The organism is uncultured Gilliamella sp. (assembly GCA_945271295.1).
Classification (GTDB): Bacteria; Pseudomonadota; Gammaproteobacteria; order Enterobacterales; family Orbaceae; genus Gilliamella.
The window spans coordinates 39,025-56,695 of sequence record CALYPG010000009.1 but is presented as its reverse complement, the minus strand read 5'-3'; the positions used below and the strand labels follow the sequence as shown (position 1 = coordinate 56,695).

The 17,671-nt window shown below is 33.0% G+C and carries 16 protein-coding genes; 2 read left to right on the top strand and 14 right to left on the bottom strand.

Annotated elements, in window-relative coordinates:
- Positions 1 to 236: 236 nt before the first annotated feature.
- The gene (locus Q0K76_RS06520) at positions 237 to 1,610 is read right to left on the bottom strand and encodes a PTS transporter subunit EIIC (RefSeq protein WP_294613198.1); all 1,374 of its coding nucleotides are present in this window, start codon (positions 1,608 to 1,610) and stop codon (positions 237 to 239) included.
- A 269-nt stretch (positions 1,611 to 1,879) separates the two neighbouring features.
- On the opposite strand from Q0K76_RS06520, the gene Q0K76_RS06515 reads away from it, so the two are divergent.
- The gene (locus tag Q0K76_RS06515) at positions 1,880 to 3,079 is read left to right on the top strand and encodes an enolase C-terminal domain-like protein (protein WP_294613195.1); all 1,200 of its coding nucleotides are present in this window, start codon (positions 1,880 to 1,882) and stop codon (positions 3,077 to 3,079) included.
- A 21-nt stretch (positions 3,080 to 3,100) separates the two neighbouring features.
- Here Q0K76_RS06515 and Q0K76_RS06510 read toward each other — a convergent pair whose 3' ends face one another.
- The 3 genes from Q0K76_RS06510 to dnaK all read right to left on the bottom strand — a co-directional run bounded on the left by Q0K76_RS06510 (position 3,101) and on the right by dnaK (position 7,206).
- Positions 3,101 to 3,865 carry a GntR family transcriptional regulator gene (locus Q0K76_RS06510; RefSeq protein ID WP_363322408.1) on the bottom strand — a complete coding sequence of 255 codons (765 nt, stop codon included), beginning with the start codon at positions 3,863 to 3,865 and terminating at the stop codon, positions 3,101 to 3,103.
- 175 nt (positions 3,866 to 4,040) lie between these two features.
- Complete coding sequence (gene dnaJ, locus Q0K76_RS06505) at positions 4,041 to 5,165, bottom strand: molecular chaperone DnaJ (RefSeq protein WP_294613189.1); 1,125 nt, start codon at positions 5,163 to 5,165, stop codon at positions 4,041 to 4,043.
- Between the two features lie 124 nt (positions 5,166 to 5,289).
- Positions 5,290 to 7,206, bottom strand: coding sequence for a molecular chaperone DnaK (gene dnaK / locus Q0K76_RS06500; RefSeq protein ID WP_294613186.1), 1,917 nt, complete (start codon positions 7,204 to 7,206; stop codon positions 5,290 to 5,292).
- Between the two features lie 234 nt (positions 7,207 to 7,440).
- Between dnaK and satP the strand changes: the two genes are divergently transcribed.
- Entirely contained in the window at positions 7,441 to 8,019 is a 579-nt protein-coding gene (gene satP, locus Q0K76_RS06495; RefSeq protein WP_294613183.1) for an acetate uptake transporter, read from the top strand.
- Between the two features lie 61 nt (positions 8,020 to 8,080).
- Here satP and Q0K76_RS06490 read toward each other — a convergent pair whose 3' ends face one another.
- The 10 genes from Q0K76_RS06490 to Q0K76_RS06445 all read right to left on the bottom strand — a co-directional run bounded on the left by Q0K76_RS06490 (position 8,081) and on the right by Q0K76_RS06445 (position 17,613).
- On the bottom strand, positions 8,081 to 9,034 hold the full coding sequence (locus Q0K76_RS06490) for a hypothetical protein (RefSeq protein ID WP_294613180.1): 954 nt from the start codon (positions 9,032 to 9,034) through the stop codon (positions 8,081 to 8,083).
- A 123-nt stretch (positions 9,035 to 9,157) separates the two neighbouring features.
- Positions 9,158 to 9,601 (bottom strand): PTS sugar transporter subunit IIA, encoded by a 444-nt coding sequence (locus Q0K76_RS06485; RefSeq protein ID WP_294613177.1) that lies wholly within the window; start codon positions 9,599 to 9,601, stop codon positions 9,158 to 9,160.
- A gap of 15 nt (positions 9,602 to 9,616) precedes the next feature.
- The gene (locus Q0K76_RS06480; RefSeq protein ID WP_294613174.1) at positions 9,617 to 10,114 is read right to left on the bottom strand and encodes a PTS sugar transporter subunit IIB; all 498 of its coding nucleotides are present in this window, start codon (positions 10,112 to 10,114) and stop codon (positions 9,617 to 9,619) included.
- Between the two features lie 21 nt (positions 10,115 to 10,135).
- Complete coding sequence (locus tag Q0K76_RS06475) at positions 10,136 to 10,996, bottom strand: PTS system mannose/fructose/sorbose family transporter subunit IID (RefSeq protein ID WP_294613171.1); 861 nt, start codon at positions 10,994 to 10,996, stop codon at positions 10,136 to 10,138.
- A 43-nt stretch (positions 10,997 to 11,039) separates the two neighbouring features.
- Positions 11,040 to 11,873, bottom strand: a complete 834-nt coding sequence (locus tag Q0K76_RS06470; RefSeq protein WP_294613168.1) for a PTS sugar transporter subunit IIC — start codon at positions 11,871 to 11,873, stop codon at positions 11,040 to 11,042.
- A gap of 47 nt (positions 11,874 to 11,920) precedes the next feature.
- Positions 11,921 to 12,901 carry a D-isomer specific 2-hydroxyacid dehydrogenase family protein gene (locus tag Q0K76_RS06465; protein ID WP_294613165.1) on the bottom strand — a complete coding sequence of 327 codons (981 nt, stop codon included), beginning with the start codon at positions 12,899 to 12,901 and terminating at the stop codon, positions 11,921 to 11,923.
- Between the two features lie 538 nt (positions 12,902 to 13,439).
- Positions 13,440 to 15,116: an asparagine synthase B gene (asnB, locus tag Q0K76_RS06460; RefSeq protein WP_294613163.1), complete on the bottom strand. Its 1,677-nt coding sequence runs from the start codon at positions 15,114 to 15,116 to the stop codon at positions 13,440 to 13,442.
- A gap of 219 nt (positions 15,117 to 15,335) precedes the next feature.
- Positions 15,336 to 15,680 (bottom strand): DUF1318 domain-containing protein, encoded by a 345-nt coding sequence (locus Q0K76_RS06455; RefSeq protein ID WP_294613161.1) that lies wholly within the window; start codon positions 15,678 to 15,680, stop codon positions 15,336 to 15,338.
- A gap of 131 nt (positions 15,681 to 15,811) precedes the next feature.
- Entirely contained in the window at positions 15,812 to 16,000 is a 189-nt protein-coding gene (locus tag Q0K76_RS06450) for a YnbE family lipoprotein (protein ID WP_363322416.1), read from the bottom strand.
- Between the two features lie 26 nt (positions 16,001 to 16,026).
- Positions 16,027 to 17,613 carry a YdbH domain-containing protein gene (locus Q0K76_RS06445; RefSeq protein ID WP_294613154.1) on the bottom strand — a complete coding sequence of 529 codons (1,587 nt, stop codon included), beginning with the start codon at positions 17,611 to 17,613 and terminating at the stop codon, positions 16,027 to 16,029.
- Positions 17,614 to 17,671: the final 58 nt, after the last annotated feature.

Here is a 17,671-nt window from a genome sequence, read left to right as displayed (position 1 = left end):
TGGTATGGTATCGATAGTTATAATTTTTGTCAATTAGCTAGGTTGAATATTTAGAAATAATAAATAATAAGAAAATTAGTCAGCAGGAATAAAATCCAAGTGATAATTATAAAAAAACGAAATTAGAGAAAATCAATTTTTTTATGTGAACGATGAATTATGCATATTATCTAAAAAAATATATAAATTTATTAAAAGCCCGTAATGTGACAGGCTTGTTATTATCTTTTAAAAAGTTACGCATCTTTTTTCCCAACCAGAATATAAGCGACAGTGAAAGATAAACAAAGTGATATTAAAACACCTAGTATTGCATAAACAAAGTATGGACCAATATATGCTGGTAAACTGAAAATACTTGAAAGAATATAGCCATATAACCTGACGCCGAAAAAAGCAATAAATGCAGAAGCAAATGCACTACCAACAGTTGCCGCAATAAACGCTTTTTTATATTTGGTTAACACCCCAAATAATGCCGGTTCAGTAATTCCCAAAAGTGCAGATACTGCAGCAGAAACGATAACAGTTTTTTCTTGTTTGTTCTTTGCTTTAAAATACATTGCAGCAGCAGCCCCTGCTATAGACATATTTGCCATAAACATCATTGGCATAAGCATATCGTAACCTTGTTCAGCAAAGTTTTGCAGTGCAATTGGCGTCATAGCGTGATGCATACCTGTTAAAATAGCAACTGGTCGAATAGTTCCAACAATTGCACCAGCAAAAACAGAAGAAATATTAAATAGAGATTGAACAAATAATGCTAATAGCTTGCCTAGATAAATACCGATTGGACCAATGATAGTTAAAGCCACTAATCCAGCAATAAAAAGAGTTACAGTTGGCGTAAAAACAGTTTTAAGCACATTAGGCATAATTTTATCAACCCAGCGGTGAATATAACTTAATACTAAGACGGAAAAGATAATAGGAATAACACTGCCGGAATAATTAAAAATAGATATTGGAATGATATCAAGAAAATAGTAAAAACTGGTTGCTTCTGGATTACTAGCTAATACTTTTGCTGCATCAACTAACGTTGGGAACATTAAGCAAGCAGCAATAGCTGCGGCTAAATATTCATTAGTTTTAAATATCTTTGCTGCCGAAACTGCTAAAAAGAATGGTAAAAAGTAAAATACGCCACTAGCTATTAAATCAATAATAATTACGGTATCACTTGTTTTAGGTATCACTTTTAAGGCAATTAAACCAGCTAATAAACCTTTAATCATTCCTGCTCCTGCAATAGCTGGCACAATTGGACCAAAAACGCCAGAAACAGTATCCATAAACAACGAAATTATTCCTTTACGTTCTGGAGTGATTTTCTTAGCTTGTTCATTCCCCAATGTGTGCAAACCAATTTTATCAGCCAAAATATCAAAATATGATTTCACTTGAGTACCAATAACTATCTGACACTGATCATTTTGAAATTGGGCGCCAATAACACCTGGTATTTGCTTAATTTCGTCCCAATTCACTTTTGTCTGATCATCTAAATCAAATCTTAAACGAGTCATACAATGCCAAGCATTTTTGATATTATCTTTACCGCCGATACCAGCAATAATTTTATCGATATTTTCTTGTTTACTCATTAGTAACCTCAATAACGCCTCTTTAATTGATATAACGAAAATAATAGAAATTTTAAATTGGCAATACAAGGACGAAAAATATGATCTAGATCACAAAAAAGGGCATTTTAGCGCTATTATCCATTTTATTTTTTAATTGGTCTGCTTTTTATTGACAATTATTGCTTAAATTCGAACCAATAATTTTTCCTCATAATTTTGCTCTTTACAGATATAAAAAAAATAGGTAATTATATAAAAATAGCCAGTCTAAAAAGGATATCTATAATATGTTAGCGACTTTAATTACCAACATTGAATGTATTATTACTAAACCAGATCGACACAATCTCGTTACGGTAATTGTTTATACTGATAAAGATGTGATTGGTTATGGCTGTGCAACTTTCCAGCAGCGCCCTTTAGCCGTGCAAACCATTGTTAATGAATATTTAAAGCCATTATTAATTGGTCGTGATGCTAATCATATTGAAGATCTTTGGCAAATGATGATGGTCAATGCTTATTGGCGTAATGGACCAATTATTAATAATGCCATTGCCGGTATTGATATGGCGTTATGGGACATTAAAGCAAAACTTGCTAATATGCCGCTTTATCAATTATTTGGTGGGAAGTCGAAAGATGCTATTGATGTATATACCCATGCAACAGGTGAAACATTGCCCGAGCTATTTGAGCAAGTAGATCGACTTATTAGCGAAGGATATCGTCATATTCGTTGTCAATTAGGCTTTTATGGCGGCACTCCTGATCAATTACATTGCCCAGAAAATCCTACTCGTGGCGCTTATTTTGATCAAGACCAGTATATGCAAAATACTTTGGATATGTTTAAAGCGTTAAGAGAAAAATATGGTTACAAAATTCATTTTCTCCATGATGTACATGAAAGATTATTCCCCAATCAAGCGGTTGCTTTTGCAAAGCAAGTGGAACAATATCAACCATATTTTATCGAAGATATTTTACCTCCAGATCAAAATCAATGGCTTACTCAAATTCGCAGCCAAAGTGCTGTGACTTTAGCTACCGGGGAATTATTTAATAATCCATTAGAATGGCAGGATTTAATTATTCAACGCAAAATTGATTTTATTCGTTGCCATGTGTCTCAAATTGGTGGGATTACACCGGCATTAAAATTAGCCGCATTTTGTCAGCCTTTTGGCATACGCATTGCGTGGCATTGTCCGCCTGATATGACGCCGATTGGTGCTGCGGTCAATACCCATTTGAATATTCATTTGCATAATGCAGCAATACAAGAATACATTCCCTATACTGCAAATACTCAAACTGTATTTCCTGGCATTATTGGTGCAAAACAAGGCTATTTGTATCCAATTGAAAAAGTAGGAATTGGGGTTGAGATTGATCTAAATGAAGCGAGTAAATATCCTATTGTTTATCGACCACATGAATGGACACAAAGTCGTTTACCTAATGGTGTAATGCACACACCCTAATAAAGTGTATAATTCATATTATTAAATAAATAGATTATGTGAAGATGATTTATTCTTCTTGTCATCAACAAGCCTAAATTCTAAGTTAGGCTTATTAAATGGCGTAATATATGTACAGGTATAGTGAATATCTATAATTTCACTAATGGCATATATCGTACCATTTTTTAAAAAACAACGATTAATTATTTTCATGGCTGGAATTCCTTTCTTGCATTTTAGTAGTTCTGCTTCACTCCGATTGATTGCTACTGCCTGATACTGAGTAAGATAATGAGATATTTCATAACCTTTGCTCAATACGTATTGTTGAATTGAGTTTTCAATAATTTTTTGCTTTAAATCTGGAAAATACCGATAAGGTAACTTAGAAACTTCAATTTGTGTACCTTGTTTATCCACATAGCGAATACGATGAAACTCCCAGATATATTCATCATCAGACAAATTGAAAGTTTGTTTTTCTTCTAATTGAACACGCCTTTTGCGAAATAAAATCAATTTTGAGCTAATTTGGTCATAATGTTTTTCAGTAATGGAGTTATAAATTAGTGGGCTATTTTTGGTTTGTTGATTTATAAAAGCTCCTGAACCCTTAATAATCGAAATAATGCCTATTTGGGTTAGTTTTTCTAATGCTTTGCGGATCGTATGACGAGATACACCATACGTTTCAGCAAGCTCTCGTTCTGGTGGTAACTTTTGATTAGTAAAATTTGTTTGCTGATAAATGCGACCTAATAAATCTTGAGCAATAAAATCTTTTTTCTTTAACTTCACTGCCATTACCTTATACGAACCTTCTTTATAAGATAGTATAAATTTGAAATATCAATTGTGCTATAGCTGTTTTGTTGTATATTTAATAGCAATTAAAATTACAATTTATACCAATAAAAAAGCCAATGTAATTAATCACATTGGCTTTATTTATCTAAATTGGCAATTTGTTAAACATTGATTAACCGAAGAATTTTTTCACTTTGTCAAAAAAGCTTTTTTCTTTTGGACTATGTTTAGCACTTTTATCAGCTTTAAAACTTTCACCTAACTCTTTAAGTAATTCTTTTTGTTTATTGGTTAAGTTAACTGGCGTTTCTACCACTACATGACAATAAAGATCACCCATCGCACTACCACGTAATGACTTGATGCCTTTACCGCGTAATCGGAACATTTTTCCAGTTTGGGTTTCTCCCGGAATAGTTAAACTAACCTTGCCATTAAGTGTTGGTACTTCAACTTCACCGCCTAAAGATGCTAATGCTATATTAATTGGAATTTCACAATGAAGATTTGAACCATCTCGCTCAAAAATAGCATGCGGTTTAACTTGTACCTGGACATACAAATCACCTGCCGGCGCTCCGTTTAAACCAGCTTCGCCTTCACCAGATAATCTAATGCGATTACCAGTATCAACCCCACCCGGAATCGTAACTGACAATGTTTTGGTTTTCTGTACTCGACCTTCCCCATGACATTTTTTACATGGATTTTTAACAACTTTACCGCGGCCATGACAAGTTGGGCACTCTTGCTGTACAGCAAAAAAACCTTGTCGCATTTGTACCACACCAGCTCCATGACAAGTATCACAAGTGACGACATCAGAAGATTTTTCAGTTCCTTGCCCATGGCAAATATCACATGTTACCCATGTTGGAACTTTGATCTCTTTATTAACACCAGCAGCAGCTTCTTCTAGTGTTAACGAGATGTTATATTGCAAATCAGCACCTCTGGAGGCACTTTGTCCACGGCTTCGACCACCACCAAAAAAGTCGCTAAAGATGTCATCGAAAGCAGAACCACCACCAAAACCACCGAATCCACCAGCTCCCGCCCCAAATCCTTGTTCAAAAGCGGCATGTCCATATTGATCATAAGCGGCTTTCTTCTGAGCATCAGTCAGGATTTCATATGCTTCCTTAACTTCTTTAAATTTAGCTTCGGCTTGAGCTTTATTATCCTGATTCTTATCTGGATGATATTTCATGGCTAGGCGTTTATAGGCTTTTTTTATCTCACTTTCGCTAGCATCTCTACTTACGCCTAATATTTCATAATAATCTTTCTTCGCCATAATTAACCTTTATTTTTATCGTTTTAAAAACAACTAAACGGGCTTGAGTTACCTCGCGCCCGTTTAATGTATTACATGTTTAAAACTTGTTGGAATAACTCATTAAAAAACTTGTAGTTAACGTTTATTTTTTATTATCATCAACTTCTTTAAAATCAGCATCAACAACATCATCTTGCCCAGCTGAGTTACCACCAGACTGGCTGGTAGCTTGTTCTGCTTGCGCTTGTTGTTGTGCTAATTCAAGCAATTTTTTAGATGCTTCCATTAATGCATTAATTTTTGCTTCAATTTCAGCTTTATCTTCACCTCGTGCGGCAACTTCTAAAGCATTTACTGCATCTTCGATAGCTTTCTTATCATCAGCTGATAATTGATCGCCAGACTCAGACACTTGTTTACGAGTTGAATGAACAAGATGATCCGCTTGATTACGAATTTGTGCTAATTCTTCAAATTTACGGTCGGCATCAGCATTGGCTTCAGCATCATGAACCATCTTTTGAATTTCTTCTTCACTTAGTCCAGAAGAAGCTTTAATCGTAATATTTTGCTCGCGTCCAGTATTTTTATCTTTAGCTGATACATGCAAAATACCATCAGCATCAATATCAAAAGTTACTTCAATTTTTGGCATACCGCGTGGCGCTGGTTGGATACCGTCAAGGTTGAATTGACCTAATAATTTATTATCATTTGCCCGTTTACGCTCACCTTGTAACACCTGAATTGTTACTGCTGATTGATTATCTTCGGCAGTTGAGAATTCTTGACTATGTTTAGTTGGAATAGTGGTATTTTTCTCAATTAACGTAGTCATTACACCACCCATAGTCTCAATACCTAAAGACAATGGTGTTACATCAAGTAACAAGACATCTTTAACATCACCACCAAGTACACCACCTTGAACAGCAGCACCTACAGCCACAGCTTCATCTGGGTTCACGTCTTTACGTGGTTCTTTACCAAAGAAGTCAGCAACCGCTTTTTGCACCATTGGCATACGTGTTTGACCACCAACTAAAATCACATCTTTGATGTCTGATACGGAAAGACCGGCATCTTGTAACGCTGTTTTAACTGGATCCATTGAACGTTTAACTAAATCTTCAACTAAAGATTCAAGTTTTGCTCGTGTCACTTTGATATTTAAGTGTTTAGGACCTGTCGCATCAGCTGTGATATATGGTAAATTAATATCTGTTTGTTGAGCTGATGATAATTCAATTTTGGCTTTTTCAGCTGCTTCTTTTAAACGTTGCATTGCTAGTGGATCATTTTTTAAATCAAAATTTTGTTCACGTTTAAACTCATCAACTAAATAGTTAATTAAACGAGAGTCAAAATCTTCACCACCTAAGTGAGTATCACCATTAGTTGCTAATACTTCAAATGTTTTTTCACCATCAACATCATCAATTTCGATGATTGAGATATCAAATGTACCACCACCAAGGTCATACACCGCAATAGTACGGTTACCAACATCTTTATCTAAACCATAAGCAAGCGCTGCCGCTGTTGGTTCGTTAATAATACGTTTAACATCAAGTCCAGCAATACGACCAGCATCTTTGGTTGCTTGACGCTGAGCATCGTTAAAATAGGCAGGAACAGTAATAACAGCTTCAGTGACGGCTTCACCAAGATAATCTTCTGCTGTTTTCTTCATTTTCTTTAATACTTCAGCAGAAATTTGTGGTGGAGCAATTTTTTGCCCTTTTACATCAACCCATGCATCGCCATTATCAGCTTTTACAATTTTATAAGGCATAATACTAACATCACGTTGTACTTCTGCATCTTCATAACGACGACCAATTAAACGTTTAATTGCAAATAATGTATTTTGTGGATTAGTTACTGCCTGGCGTTTTGCTGGTTGACCAACTAGAATTTCGCCATCTTGTGTGTAAGCAATAATCGATGGTGTGGTACGATCGCCTTCTGCATTTTCTAATACTTTAGCTTGACCGTTATCCATTACTGCAACACATGAATTTGTTGTACCTAAATCTATACCAATAATTTTACCCATAATCTCATTCTCCTCAAAATCTGTATTTTATTCATTGTATATAAGTCTTAAATTTCTAATTTCAAGCCCTTAATTTTCACAAAGAAATATTTTTTGTTTTCACATAAATGGGAACATTATTGCTAATATCAAGGGGGTGTAAAAATAATTTTTTCATATATCTTGATTGATAAGCATTCTGCACTTATTATTGCCGCTCTTTTTTTATTATAAAATTTAATTTATAGGATTTATATGCAACAAACAAAACTTGCTAATCCAGGTCCCCTTGGTTTAATGGGATTTGGAATGACCACAATTTTATTAAATATCCATAATGCTGGATTTTTCCCGGTTATGACAGCTATTGCTTCAATGGGTATTTTTTATGGTGGCCTTGCCCAAGTGATTGCAGGTATTTTAGAGTTTAAAAAAGGCAATACTTTTGGAACAACCGCATTTACCTCTTATGGTTTTTTTTGGATTGCACTAGTAGGGATTTGGTATTTACCAACTTCACCAGCAACTGCAACAACGGATGCCACATTTGTTGGTATTTTTCTTGCCTTATGGGGGATTTTTACCGCTTTTATGTTTATTGGTACTTTAAAAGCAAATCGAGCACTACAATTTGTTTTTGCTAGCTTAACAATATTATTTGCTTTATTAGCTATTGGTAATATTTTTGGGAATCATGACATTATCCATATAGCTGGTTTTGAAGGAATCATCTGCGGTGCAAGTGCTATCTATCTAGCTATGGCAGAAGTCATTAATGAACAATATGGACGTACTGTTTTACCTATAGGTGCATTACAAAAATCTGCCCACTAATTTATAGTTCACATCTACCATCTATTTGGATAGATGTGATTATTCATCTTCAAAAAATATGTTATTTTTCATGTTTTTCAATAGCATTGCTTATCAATGATCTACATAAATTAACAAGAGATTGAGTATGTTTTACTATTATCATTTCAGATAAATAATTGTCTTTGGATGAATGCGCATTGTTAATAATAATTTTACCATTACTATCTATATTACCTGAAGTTATCATAATATAATTAGGCAATTGAGTTTCAATGTTGCCATGATGAAATGGCATATTATCTATTTGTAGATTCGATTGTTGTGGTTTTAGAAAAATTAAATCTTCACCATTACCAATACTATCGATGAAAATAAATTTTTTATCTTTCATATGGTCAGAATAATTTTCCAACATTTTTAAACCATATTCACCACTATTTCCACCATCATATAATACAAAAGCAATTTTCTTCTTCTCTTTTTTGTTAAGTTCATTAATTATACTAATGATGGTAATGATGCTAGATGAATTACAAATAAAATTCTTATTATTGGGAATCCCCGTTTTAAACTTAAAAACTAAGAAAAACAATAAAACAGTTGATATAATAGAACTAATACCAGAAAAACTGAAAAAACCATAAAGGGAAATATCAGGTAAAAATACAAAGTAATTTAATATTAATGATGTAATAAATAAAAATATAATAGGCGCAATACTAATAAAATAACTTAATTTACTAAATTTTGATGAAAATGCGTAAGTCTTTTGAAGATTAAAATTATTTATGCCAGTATCATAATAAGTACAAATAATTAATTCCGCTTTATTCAAATCACCAATATAAGCATTGTAGTAATTTTCATATCGTCTTGTTGCTATTTTCAATTTTGAAATTTTAGCATCAACTATATAGCCTAATTGAATTAATTCTTTAGATATCACTCTTAAAAAAGCAATCTTTTCTTTTGAAGTGAACCTTTTTCCAAATATGACACAATACCGCAAAACAAGATCTTTAAATATTTCCATTATTAATAAACTATTAAAATATAAACTGAAATAACATAGTTAATATCATTTTATAAAATGATATTAACTATCTAGATATAACAAATAAGTCGATAGATTTAAACTAAACTTAATACTATTAACTTAATAATCATCCTCACTTTGAACATGATTCGAATGAGTAATATTAGCTATAGCATCTTGAATATTCTCACGACCAGCCTCAATACACTCTGTTGCTAACGCCTGTATTGCTAAAGAATCTCGATTGCAGACAGCATTAATGACCATAGGTAAACTCATACCTGTAACAACTCGGACATTCATACCAAGATCACGCCATTGTGGCACACATCTCATAGCGGCATTGTAAGGGGAAGCACCATACAAATCGACAAAAACCAGAACCCCATCACCAGAATCTAAAGATTTAGAACAATTAAAAAGATCTGTTTTTAATTGATTCACATCTTGTCCTGGAATAAGTGATAATGATTCAAATTTGTCTTGTTCGCCAACTATCATTGTCACACTATCTTTCATTCCTGCAGCCATATTGCCATGACTAACTAATAAAACACCTATCATATTTATGATCCTATGTTATTCAAACATTTTGATGGCTTCATTCAAAGTCACTTTTTTCAAAGAAGGTGTTGCTTGAAAGTAGATATCCATATTAGGAAAATTCTTTTGTAAGTCGATTAATAGATCTAATTGCTCTTTTTTAATCGAAACTTCTTTAATTATTGTTGTTGCACCAGGTACTAAAGGTAATCCACCAATATTAAGATTGGTGATTGGTACTCCTGATTTAATAATTTTATACATTACTTCAATATTTTTAGTAATCAAAATAACATTAAAATCATCATACTGGCGGTCATTCCAATATCTTACCGCACCATCTTCTTTTAATACTCTGATTTTATGGCCGGTACTTGCACCTGCGCCAAGAATAATATTTTTTGTAAACTCATCGTTAGCAGAATAATCATCTGCAACAAATAAAGCATTAGCTCCGGCCGCTTTAGAAACATTAGTTGCGACTTGGCCATGAATGAGACGACTATCTACTCGAGCTAAAACAACTTTTCCCATAATTTAAAACCTCTATTATTTTTATAAAATGCCAATTGCAGCTAAAACACCAAGTATTATTGTTAATCCAACTAATGCTCTGGTTACTTTTAAACCTTTCCTAGAAAAATAAAAATATAATCCCATTACAACAATAAGTGGCAATACACCTGGTAAGATTTTATCCAATGTATCTTGTATAACAAAATCTTTACCTGATAAGGTAAATTTCAAACTTGATGATACTTTAATGTAACTAGCAGCCAAAATACCCATCATAAACAGACCCAAAATAGATAAGGCCTCGATTATCATCTGCATTTTATTACCTACAACTTCTGTAGCTGCATTTCGACCTAATTTAAAGCCTAACTGAGCAAAATAATACCCAACAAAAAGCTGATATATTACAAAAGTAAAAAATGGAAATAATGCACCAATTGCCAATCCATCTTGAGCCCAAGGAAGTGCAATGGCAATAAAAATGTATTGTACTGTACCTGAGTCAATAGCATCGCCGATACCAGCTAATGCTCCCATTAAACCCGCTTTAGTATTATAAAGTACATCATTATCAATACTGATTGGTTTGTTTTGATAAACTTCATCAGCCCTGGCCGATTCAAGTGAAGCCATAATACCCGAGATTGTTCCTCCACCCCAAGTTAATTGGGTATTAAAAAACAATAAATGTCTTTGGTAAGCAGCTGCTAGTTCATTTTTTGATTTATATAATTTTTTAAGAATTGGCATCAAGCCCCACATTAAAGATGCTGCAAGATACCGATCAAATGAATGTGGGATTTCATTAGCATAATACCATCGTAACCAAGCAATAGTGATGTCTTTTTTAGTAATGGCTTCCGGTTTTAGATCTATACTTTCTTGTACTATTTCTGTCATTATAAAATTCCTCTATATAATTTATTAATCAAGTCTTTACAGATTAATAATCATCATCATCAATTTGATTGTTACGATTTGAATTATTTCTAGGCTGATCTGCTGCAGAATTTACTGCTTCATTTTTTGCAAGAACAAAAATAAATGCAATGATAGATCCAACAATTGCATAAGTTACCATTGTGATATTAAGTGGTTTTGCAATCACCGCCATAAAATAAGCTAACAAAAAGAAAATGATATAACTCTTTTTACCAATAACATAAATGGTTAATGCAATACCCACCGCAGCAAGACCACCACCAATTACATTAAGAATATGAAAAACAAGCCCACCAGCATTAGATTTAATAACATCAGCAATAATTGGTGCACCAAAATATAATGCCACAAACATGAATGGTAAAAATAAGGCAAAACTACAAATTATTGGCAGTATAATTATTGATAAAGTTAATCCTGAACTATTTGCTTCTTGTGCATATCTTTCAGTGAATTTCATAATCATAGTGTTAAAGAAAAATCTTAATTGATATAGATAAGATCCCAATAAACCAACAGGCACAGCAACAGCAACAGCAGCTGTTGGTTCCATTTTTCCTAGTAATGCAACGGGGACTGCGACCGCAGTTGCAATGGCTGGCTCTGATGGCATTTGACCACCAGGAGAAAATACCCCCATATAGATCAACTGTATTGCAGCTGTTGTTATCATCGCATTTGGAATATCATTAAAGACAACCCCAACAATTAAACCTGTCATCATCGGTGAAAATCTCAACGTTAATGTTGCACCACCTAAACCTCGTGACATTACCATTGCAACCCATACTGAAATAATAGCTGCTTGAAGAAACGTTACATGCATTTCTTGCATATATAAACTCCTTGATATTTTTTATTATCACTTATCACATTAAATAATTAAGAAACAATAGATTGTAACTTTGAATTATTGACGAACTTTTCTACATCTTGAACACATTTTTCACCCATACCTTGTAAACATTCAATTGCATAAGCTGAAGTATGAGGAGTAACAAGCACTTTTGGATGTTTAACTAAAGGATTATCATTATATGAAGGTTCAACATACATCACGTCTGTTGCATGTCCAGCTACAATACCACTATCTAATGCATTGATTAATGCGCTTTCATCAATCAATTCTGCCCGTGCGGTATTTGTAATATAAACACCTTTTTTCATTAAAGAGAATTGAGGTTCTTTTAGAATATGATAGCTAGTTTCATTTAATGATGCATTTAAAGAGATGATATCGGCATTTTGCAGTAAATAATCTAACTCAACAATTTCGATATTATGTTTATTAGCCCATTCTTTATTGATCTTAGGATCAACCACAAGTAATCGAGCATTAAAACCATGTTTAAATATTTCTGCGACACGACTACCAATGTTACCACAACCAATAATACCGATAACTTTACCCGTAACATTTATACCGAGAAAAGAAGCTCTTTTTTTCCATTCATTTGATTTAACTGCTTCTTGAGATTGAACAGTTTGCCTTATTAATGCTAGCAAATTTGTTACTGCATTTTCTGCAACAGCATCGCGCTCGACTAGAGGAGGAACAATAGTAACAATCGTCCCATGCTCCCTAGCTGCAACTACATCAACATTGTTAAATCCTATTCCATGGCGCGAAAGTAACAATAAAGGATCTTTTTTATTATCAAAAAATTCTCTATTAAAAAAAGGTCTAACACTTGCAATAACAATATTAAATCCTTGCAATGCATCAGCTAATTCCTTTCCTGTAATATTATTTTCAAAAGTGAAATGTTTTATTTCACCGATTTTTTCTAATCGCCTTAAATGATCAGGAAAATATTTCCCAAAACTACTTGAGTTGATTATTGCAATTTTATAATTTTTCACTCAATGCTCCTAGTTAATCATGCATCCTTACAAATTTATTTAATTATTGGAAAATAAATATGATTCATTCTCCACTCAGCCATTATGTGACTGGTAACATTTAGTATAGTTGATAAAATTTAGAAAAAAATGAATTTAGATCACATATTTAATAAAATATTTTAGATTAAATAATTCACTAAATGATATATAGAAGAAATGAATTTTTTACTTTTACAAGAATAATGTCAGTTAATTAAATCAATAAAATTTGTAAAAAAATGAGCAGATTTTAAACAACAATCAAGCAGAATTAATCAGAGAAAAAACAACAATTTTCAACTCTATTCGAGAATAGAATAAGATATATCTTTAATCTTTAAAATACGAATGAGCGATAAATAAAACCCTCAAAATTAATATTTCTTAATTAAAATTAATTTAAAAAAAAATTAAGTTATATTTAACCTAGCGTTTGTCTTATCTACTTTTATAAAAAAAGGGCATAAATGCCCTTTTTATAAATTTATATGAAAGAAATTATTTTAAATTGTATCTATTACTTCTTTTTATACGCATCATTATGCACACCAACTGCTGCTCGCCCTGATGGGTCATTGAGATTTTTAAATGATTCATCCCATTCGATCGCTTTAGCGGTTGAACATGCAACAGTAGGGCCACCTGGTACACACTGAGCTGCACTTTCAAGCGGGAATAATTCATCAAAAATTTCACGATACATGTAAGCTTCTTTGCTTGCTGGTGTATTGTATGGGAAGCGGAATTTAGCATTTTCTAATTGTTGATCGGTAATTTTACTTTCTGCAATTTCCTTTAATGTATCAATCCAGCTGTAGCCGACACCATCTGAAAATTGTTCTTTTTGACGCCAAACAACCGATGCGGGTAAATAAGATTCAAATGCTTCACGGACAATGTGTTTTTCCATTTTGCCATTACTACCACACATTTTATCTTTCGGATTAATACGCATGGCAACATCTAAGAATTTTTTATCAAGGAAAGGGACTCGAGCTTCAACCCCCCAAGCAGCCATTGCCTTATTAGCTCGCGCACAATCATACATATGCAGCGCGGCTAATTTACGTACTGTCTCTTCATGGAATTCTTTGGCATTTGGCGCTTTATGGAAGTAAAGATAACCACCAAATACCTCATCAGCCCCTTCACCGGATAGAACCATTTTTATACCCATGGCTTTAATTTTACGCGCCATTAAATACATTGGCGTTGAAGCACGAATAGTGGTGACATCATAGGTTTCGATAAAATAGATTACATCACGAATTGCATCAATCCCTTCTTGAATAGTGAAGTTAATTTCGTGGTGAACTGTGCCTAAATGATTTGCTACTGCTTGTGCTGCTTTAAGATCAGGTGCGCCTTTAAGGCCAACAGCAAATGAATGTAGTTGTGGCCACCAAGCTTCTGATTTTTCCTGATCTTCAACACGGCGAGCAGAGAACTTCTTAGTAATGGCTGAGATAACAGACGAGTCTAATCCACCTGATAGTAACACACCATAAGGCACATCAGACATGAGATGGCTTTTTACTGATTCTTCTAAAGCAACACGTAATGCATTAATATCTGTCTTATTATCTTTGACATTTTCATAATCCATCCAATCGCGCTTATAGTAAGGCTTTATTTCACCTTCAGTGCTAGATAAATAACTTCCAGGAGGGAAAGCAGCAATAGTTTTACAAACAGGAACCAATGCTTTCATTTCAGAAGCGACATAAAATGTTCCATTTTCATCATAGCCTGTATACATTGGAATAATACCAATGTGATCACGACCAATAAAATAGCTACCTTTATTGATATCATAAAGGATAAAAGCAAACATGCCTTGTAAATCATCAAGACAGTGAATCCCTTTTTCCTGGTAAAGTGCTAAAATCACTTCACAGTCAGAACCAGTTTGAAATTCATAACGGTCTTTGTACTGATTTCGGAGTTCTTGATGATTATATATTTCGCCATTTACCGCTAAAACTAAAGTTTTATCTTTATTGTAAAGAGGTTGAGATCCTGTATTGACGTCCACAATTGATAAACGTTCATGAGCAAGAATAGCTTTATCAGAAGCAAAAATACCAGACCAATCAGGACCACGATGACGTTGTAGACTTGATAACTCTAATGCTTTTGTTCGTAATTGCTCTGGATCTGACTTAATATCAAGAATACCTAAAATCGAACACATTGACTTTCTCCATTTGGGATCGCAAAAGCGATATTATTTACACATAAAAAAACTAACTAGATAAAAATTCATACCATGTTTATTTTAATTTAGTTTATGACTTATTTCAAAAATTGCCTTTCGTTTTATTAATAATAACAGCACAGCATACACATTATTTATATACAATTAAAGTACATAATCATTATACTTTTCCTATTGTTGCAACATGGATCATAATCATTTTTTTTGCCATTGACCTTGTTGTTTTATATATTGTCCAATCGGTGTTTTTTCTTGTGCTTTACTACCAGCTCTTTTTTCAACTTCACTTAAAGCAACATGACTTTCGGATGATACTTTTTGATATTGCTCTTTACGTGCTTGATTAATTAATTGGGCAATTTCACTGGCATTACCTTCATTTTTCACAACACCTAAATAACCATCTGCTTGTTCCCCAACCAATCCAGCAGCTTTAACTTGGCTTAATGAATCTATAGCTTGATCTAAAGTTAGCGCAAAAATAGGAAAAGATAAAATCATAGTTAATAATGCGATTGCTACTTTTTTATAAATAGTCATAACAAACTCCTTAATAAATACTTAAATTTGTAATGAATTTGAAAGCGTAAAAGGGAATTTTCATCTCGGCATTTAGGCTTACATAATTACGATCAGTGGAATAATAGTTAATAAACCCTAACTGCTTTAATTTAATATAAACCTGATTTGTTAATAATATTATCCAGCGCTTTATCTACTTTAATGTTAATTTCATGATCAATTTTAACATTTAAATTGATATTAATGGGTTCACTAGGTGCTTGAACTTTAACTGTTGGTGAACACCCCATTAATGTGCAACTTAATACCATTATTGCAATAACGTTTCGTACCATAATAGACTACCCTCTTAATTATGAGACCATTATTTTAAACGCGCTTCGATACGTTTACGAATAGGTTCACTAATTTGATCCGATAAGAGTAAACTCATCATTAATTTAGCTATATTTTCTTCAAGGGTAATATTCAGATTGACCGCTTTACCATTTTCAACATCTAAATTGCTTCCTTGAATATTTAATCCCAATTTCGCAATATCATTAGCATAATCTACCTTACCAGTTAATTTAGTATAATGAAAATTTTTGAGAATATCAGTGAGTATTTTCATATTAGGATTGTTTTTTACATAATTTTTAAGTGCTGAGTTTTCAAACTGCAAATAACCATCACCATTTGTAGCCAATTGACCATTTTTGATAACTGTCTGTATATCAGTCTCATTATTGTTCTTCTTCATTTTTAGTAATGTTACTGGCAAATAACCATCAATCGAACCATTAGCAGCAAGTCCTTCAACAGGATATTTAGCAAAAATATCCTTTAATTGTACTTGTTTTAGCTTTACATTAAATTGTTGGGGTAATTTAGCTAAATTCAATTTATTGTTTTCAAGCACCACTGAACCTGAAAAAATATTGGCTTTAGCCTGAGTCCAAGTTACAACGCCTTTATTCGGCATTTTAAGTGAGGCGGTATAAGTACCAGCCAATTTTACTTTTTCAAAAGCAATACCCACATTCACTTCTTGAATAGTTAATGCTGGTATTAGAATAGTGAATTGGTTATTTTTTATAACAATATTGCTTGTTCCTGAAGCTGATTTTATCTCACTAGTTTGATAAATACCATTAACTCTATTAATGGTTAATTGTGCAGTAGTAGATAATTGTTTTACATCAAATGGAATTTTAGATTGAACTTGTAACTTCACCTTTCCTGCTGAATTAGTTAACAACAAATCTTGAGAAAGGTTCAATTTGTCTAAACTAAATGATGCATCTTCTAAACTTGTTAAAAATAATTGATTATTAGTTATCCAACCTTTGAATGGTAATACCAAAGAACAATTAGTTGTATCTGCCTGATTTAACGCTACCGTTAAAAGACCATCTTGTAGATCAATTCGTGAATCTTCCTGATTCAAGGTTAATGTGGTAGCAAGTTTAATAGTATCATGATCATTGGTCGTTATTGTTAAACGAATGGCTTGTTGCTGTTTAGTTATATCAACATCTAAATTATACAATTCGTTCTCTTGGTTAAACCAACGTAATGAATCTACATGGATCATCTTTGGTAACCAATACAAAATGGTTGCCATTGATGATAAATTGAGATTTTGATCAGTATCAACCATTACTTTTTCCGCAGGTTCTACTGTAGATAAAGCTGTATTTTCTTGCCAATGAATATCAAGACTATTTGCTGATAACTGCGACCATGAAACTAATAAATTTTTACCGGTGATTAATAATTTTGAATGTTGGAAGATAGTTACTTCATCAAATGTAATACCTTCCAAACTGATTTTAGCTCCGCGCCAGTCGACAGAAAGATCATGCTCTTGCTTAAAGGAGCACCAATAACGCCAACCAAATAGGCTAATAGAAAATAGAATAAGTAATATACTTAATGAAATCCAATAGCGTTTTTTTATGTGAGCCATATAAACTCTCAATTGGAAGAAGCACTTATTGCCGGTAACGCCGGCAATAACAAAACAA

Coding starts and splice junctions, on each gene's coding strand:
- satP (WP_294613183.1), top strand. CDS start 7,441: ATGCAACAAACAAAACTTGCTAATCCAGGTCCCCTTGGTTTAATGGGA.
- Q0K76_RS06470 (WP_294613168.1), bottom strand. CDS start 11,873: ATGCAAGAAATGCATGTAACGTTTCTTCAAGCAGCTATTATTTCAGTA.
- dnaJ (WP_294613189.1), bottom strand. CDS start 5,165: ATGGCGAAGAAAGATTATTATGAAATATTAGGCGTAAGTAGAGATGCT.
- Q0K76_RS06455 (WP_294613161.1), bottom strand. CDS start 15,680: ATGACTATTTATAAAAAAGTAGCAATCGCATTATTAACTATGATTTTA.
- Q0K76_RS06475 (WP_294613171.1), bottom strand. CDS start 10,996: ATGACAGAAATAGTACAAGAAAGTATAGATCTAAAACCGGAAGCCATT.
- asnB (WP_294613163.1), bottom strand. CDS start 15,116: ATGTGTTCGATTTTAGGTATTCTTGATATTAAGTCAGATCCAGAGCAA.
- Q0K76_RS06510 (WP_363322408.1), bottom strand. CDS start 3,865: ATGGCAGTGAAGTTAAAGAAAAAAGATTTTATTGCTCAAGATTTATTA.
- Q0K76_RS06485 (WP_294613177.1), bottom strand. CDS start 9,601: ATGATAGGTGTTTTATTAGTTAGTCATGGCAATATGGCTGCAGGAATG.
- Q0K76_RS06480 (WP_294613174.1), bottom strand. CDS start 10,114: ATGGGAAAAGTTGTTTTAGCTCGAGTAGATAGTCGTCTCATTCATGGC.
- Q0K76_RS06520 (WP_294613198.1), bottom strand. CDS start 1,610: ATGAGTAAACAAGAAAATATCGATAAAATTATTGCTGGTATCGGCGGT.
- Q0K76_RS06515 (WP_294613195.1), top strand. CDS start 1,880: ATGTTAGCGACTTTAATTACCAACATTGAATGTATTATTACTAAACCA.
- Q0K76_RS06490 (WP_294613180.1), bottom strand. CDS start 9,034: ATGGAAATATTTAAAGATCTTGTTTTGCGGTATTGTGTCATATTTGGA.
- Q0K76_RS06445 (WP_294613154.1), bottom strand. CDS start 17,613: ATGGCTCACATAAAAAAACGCTATTGGATTTCATTAAGTATATTACTT.
- dnaK (WP_294613186.1), bottom strand. CDS start 7,206: ATGGGTAAAATTATTGGTATAGATTTAGGTACAACAAATTCATGTGTT.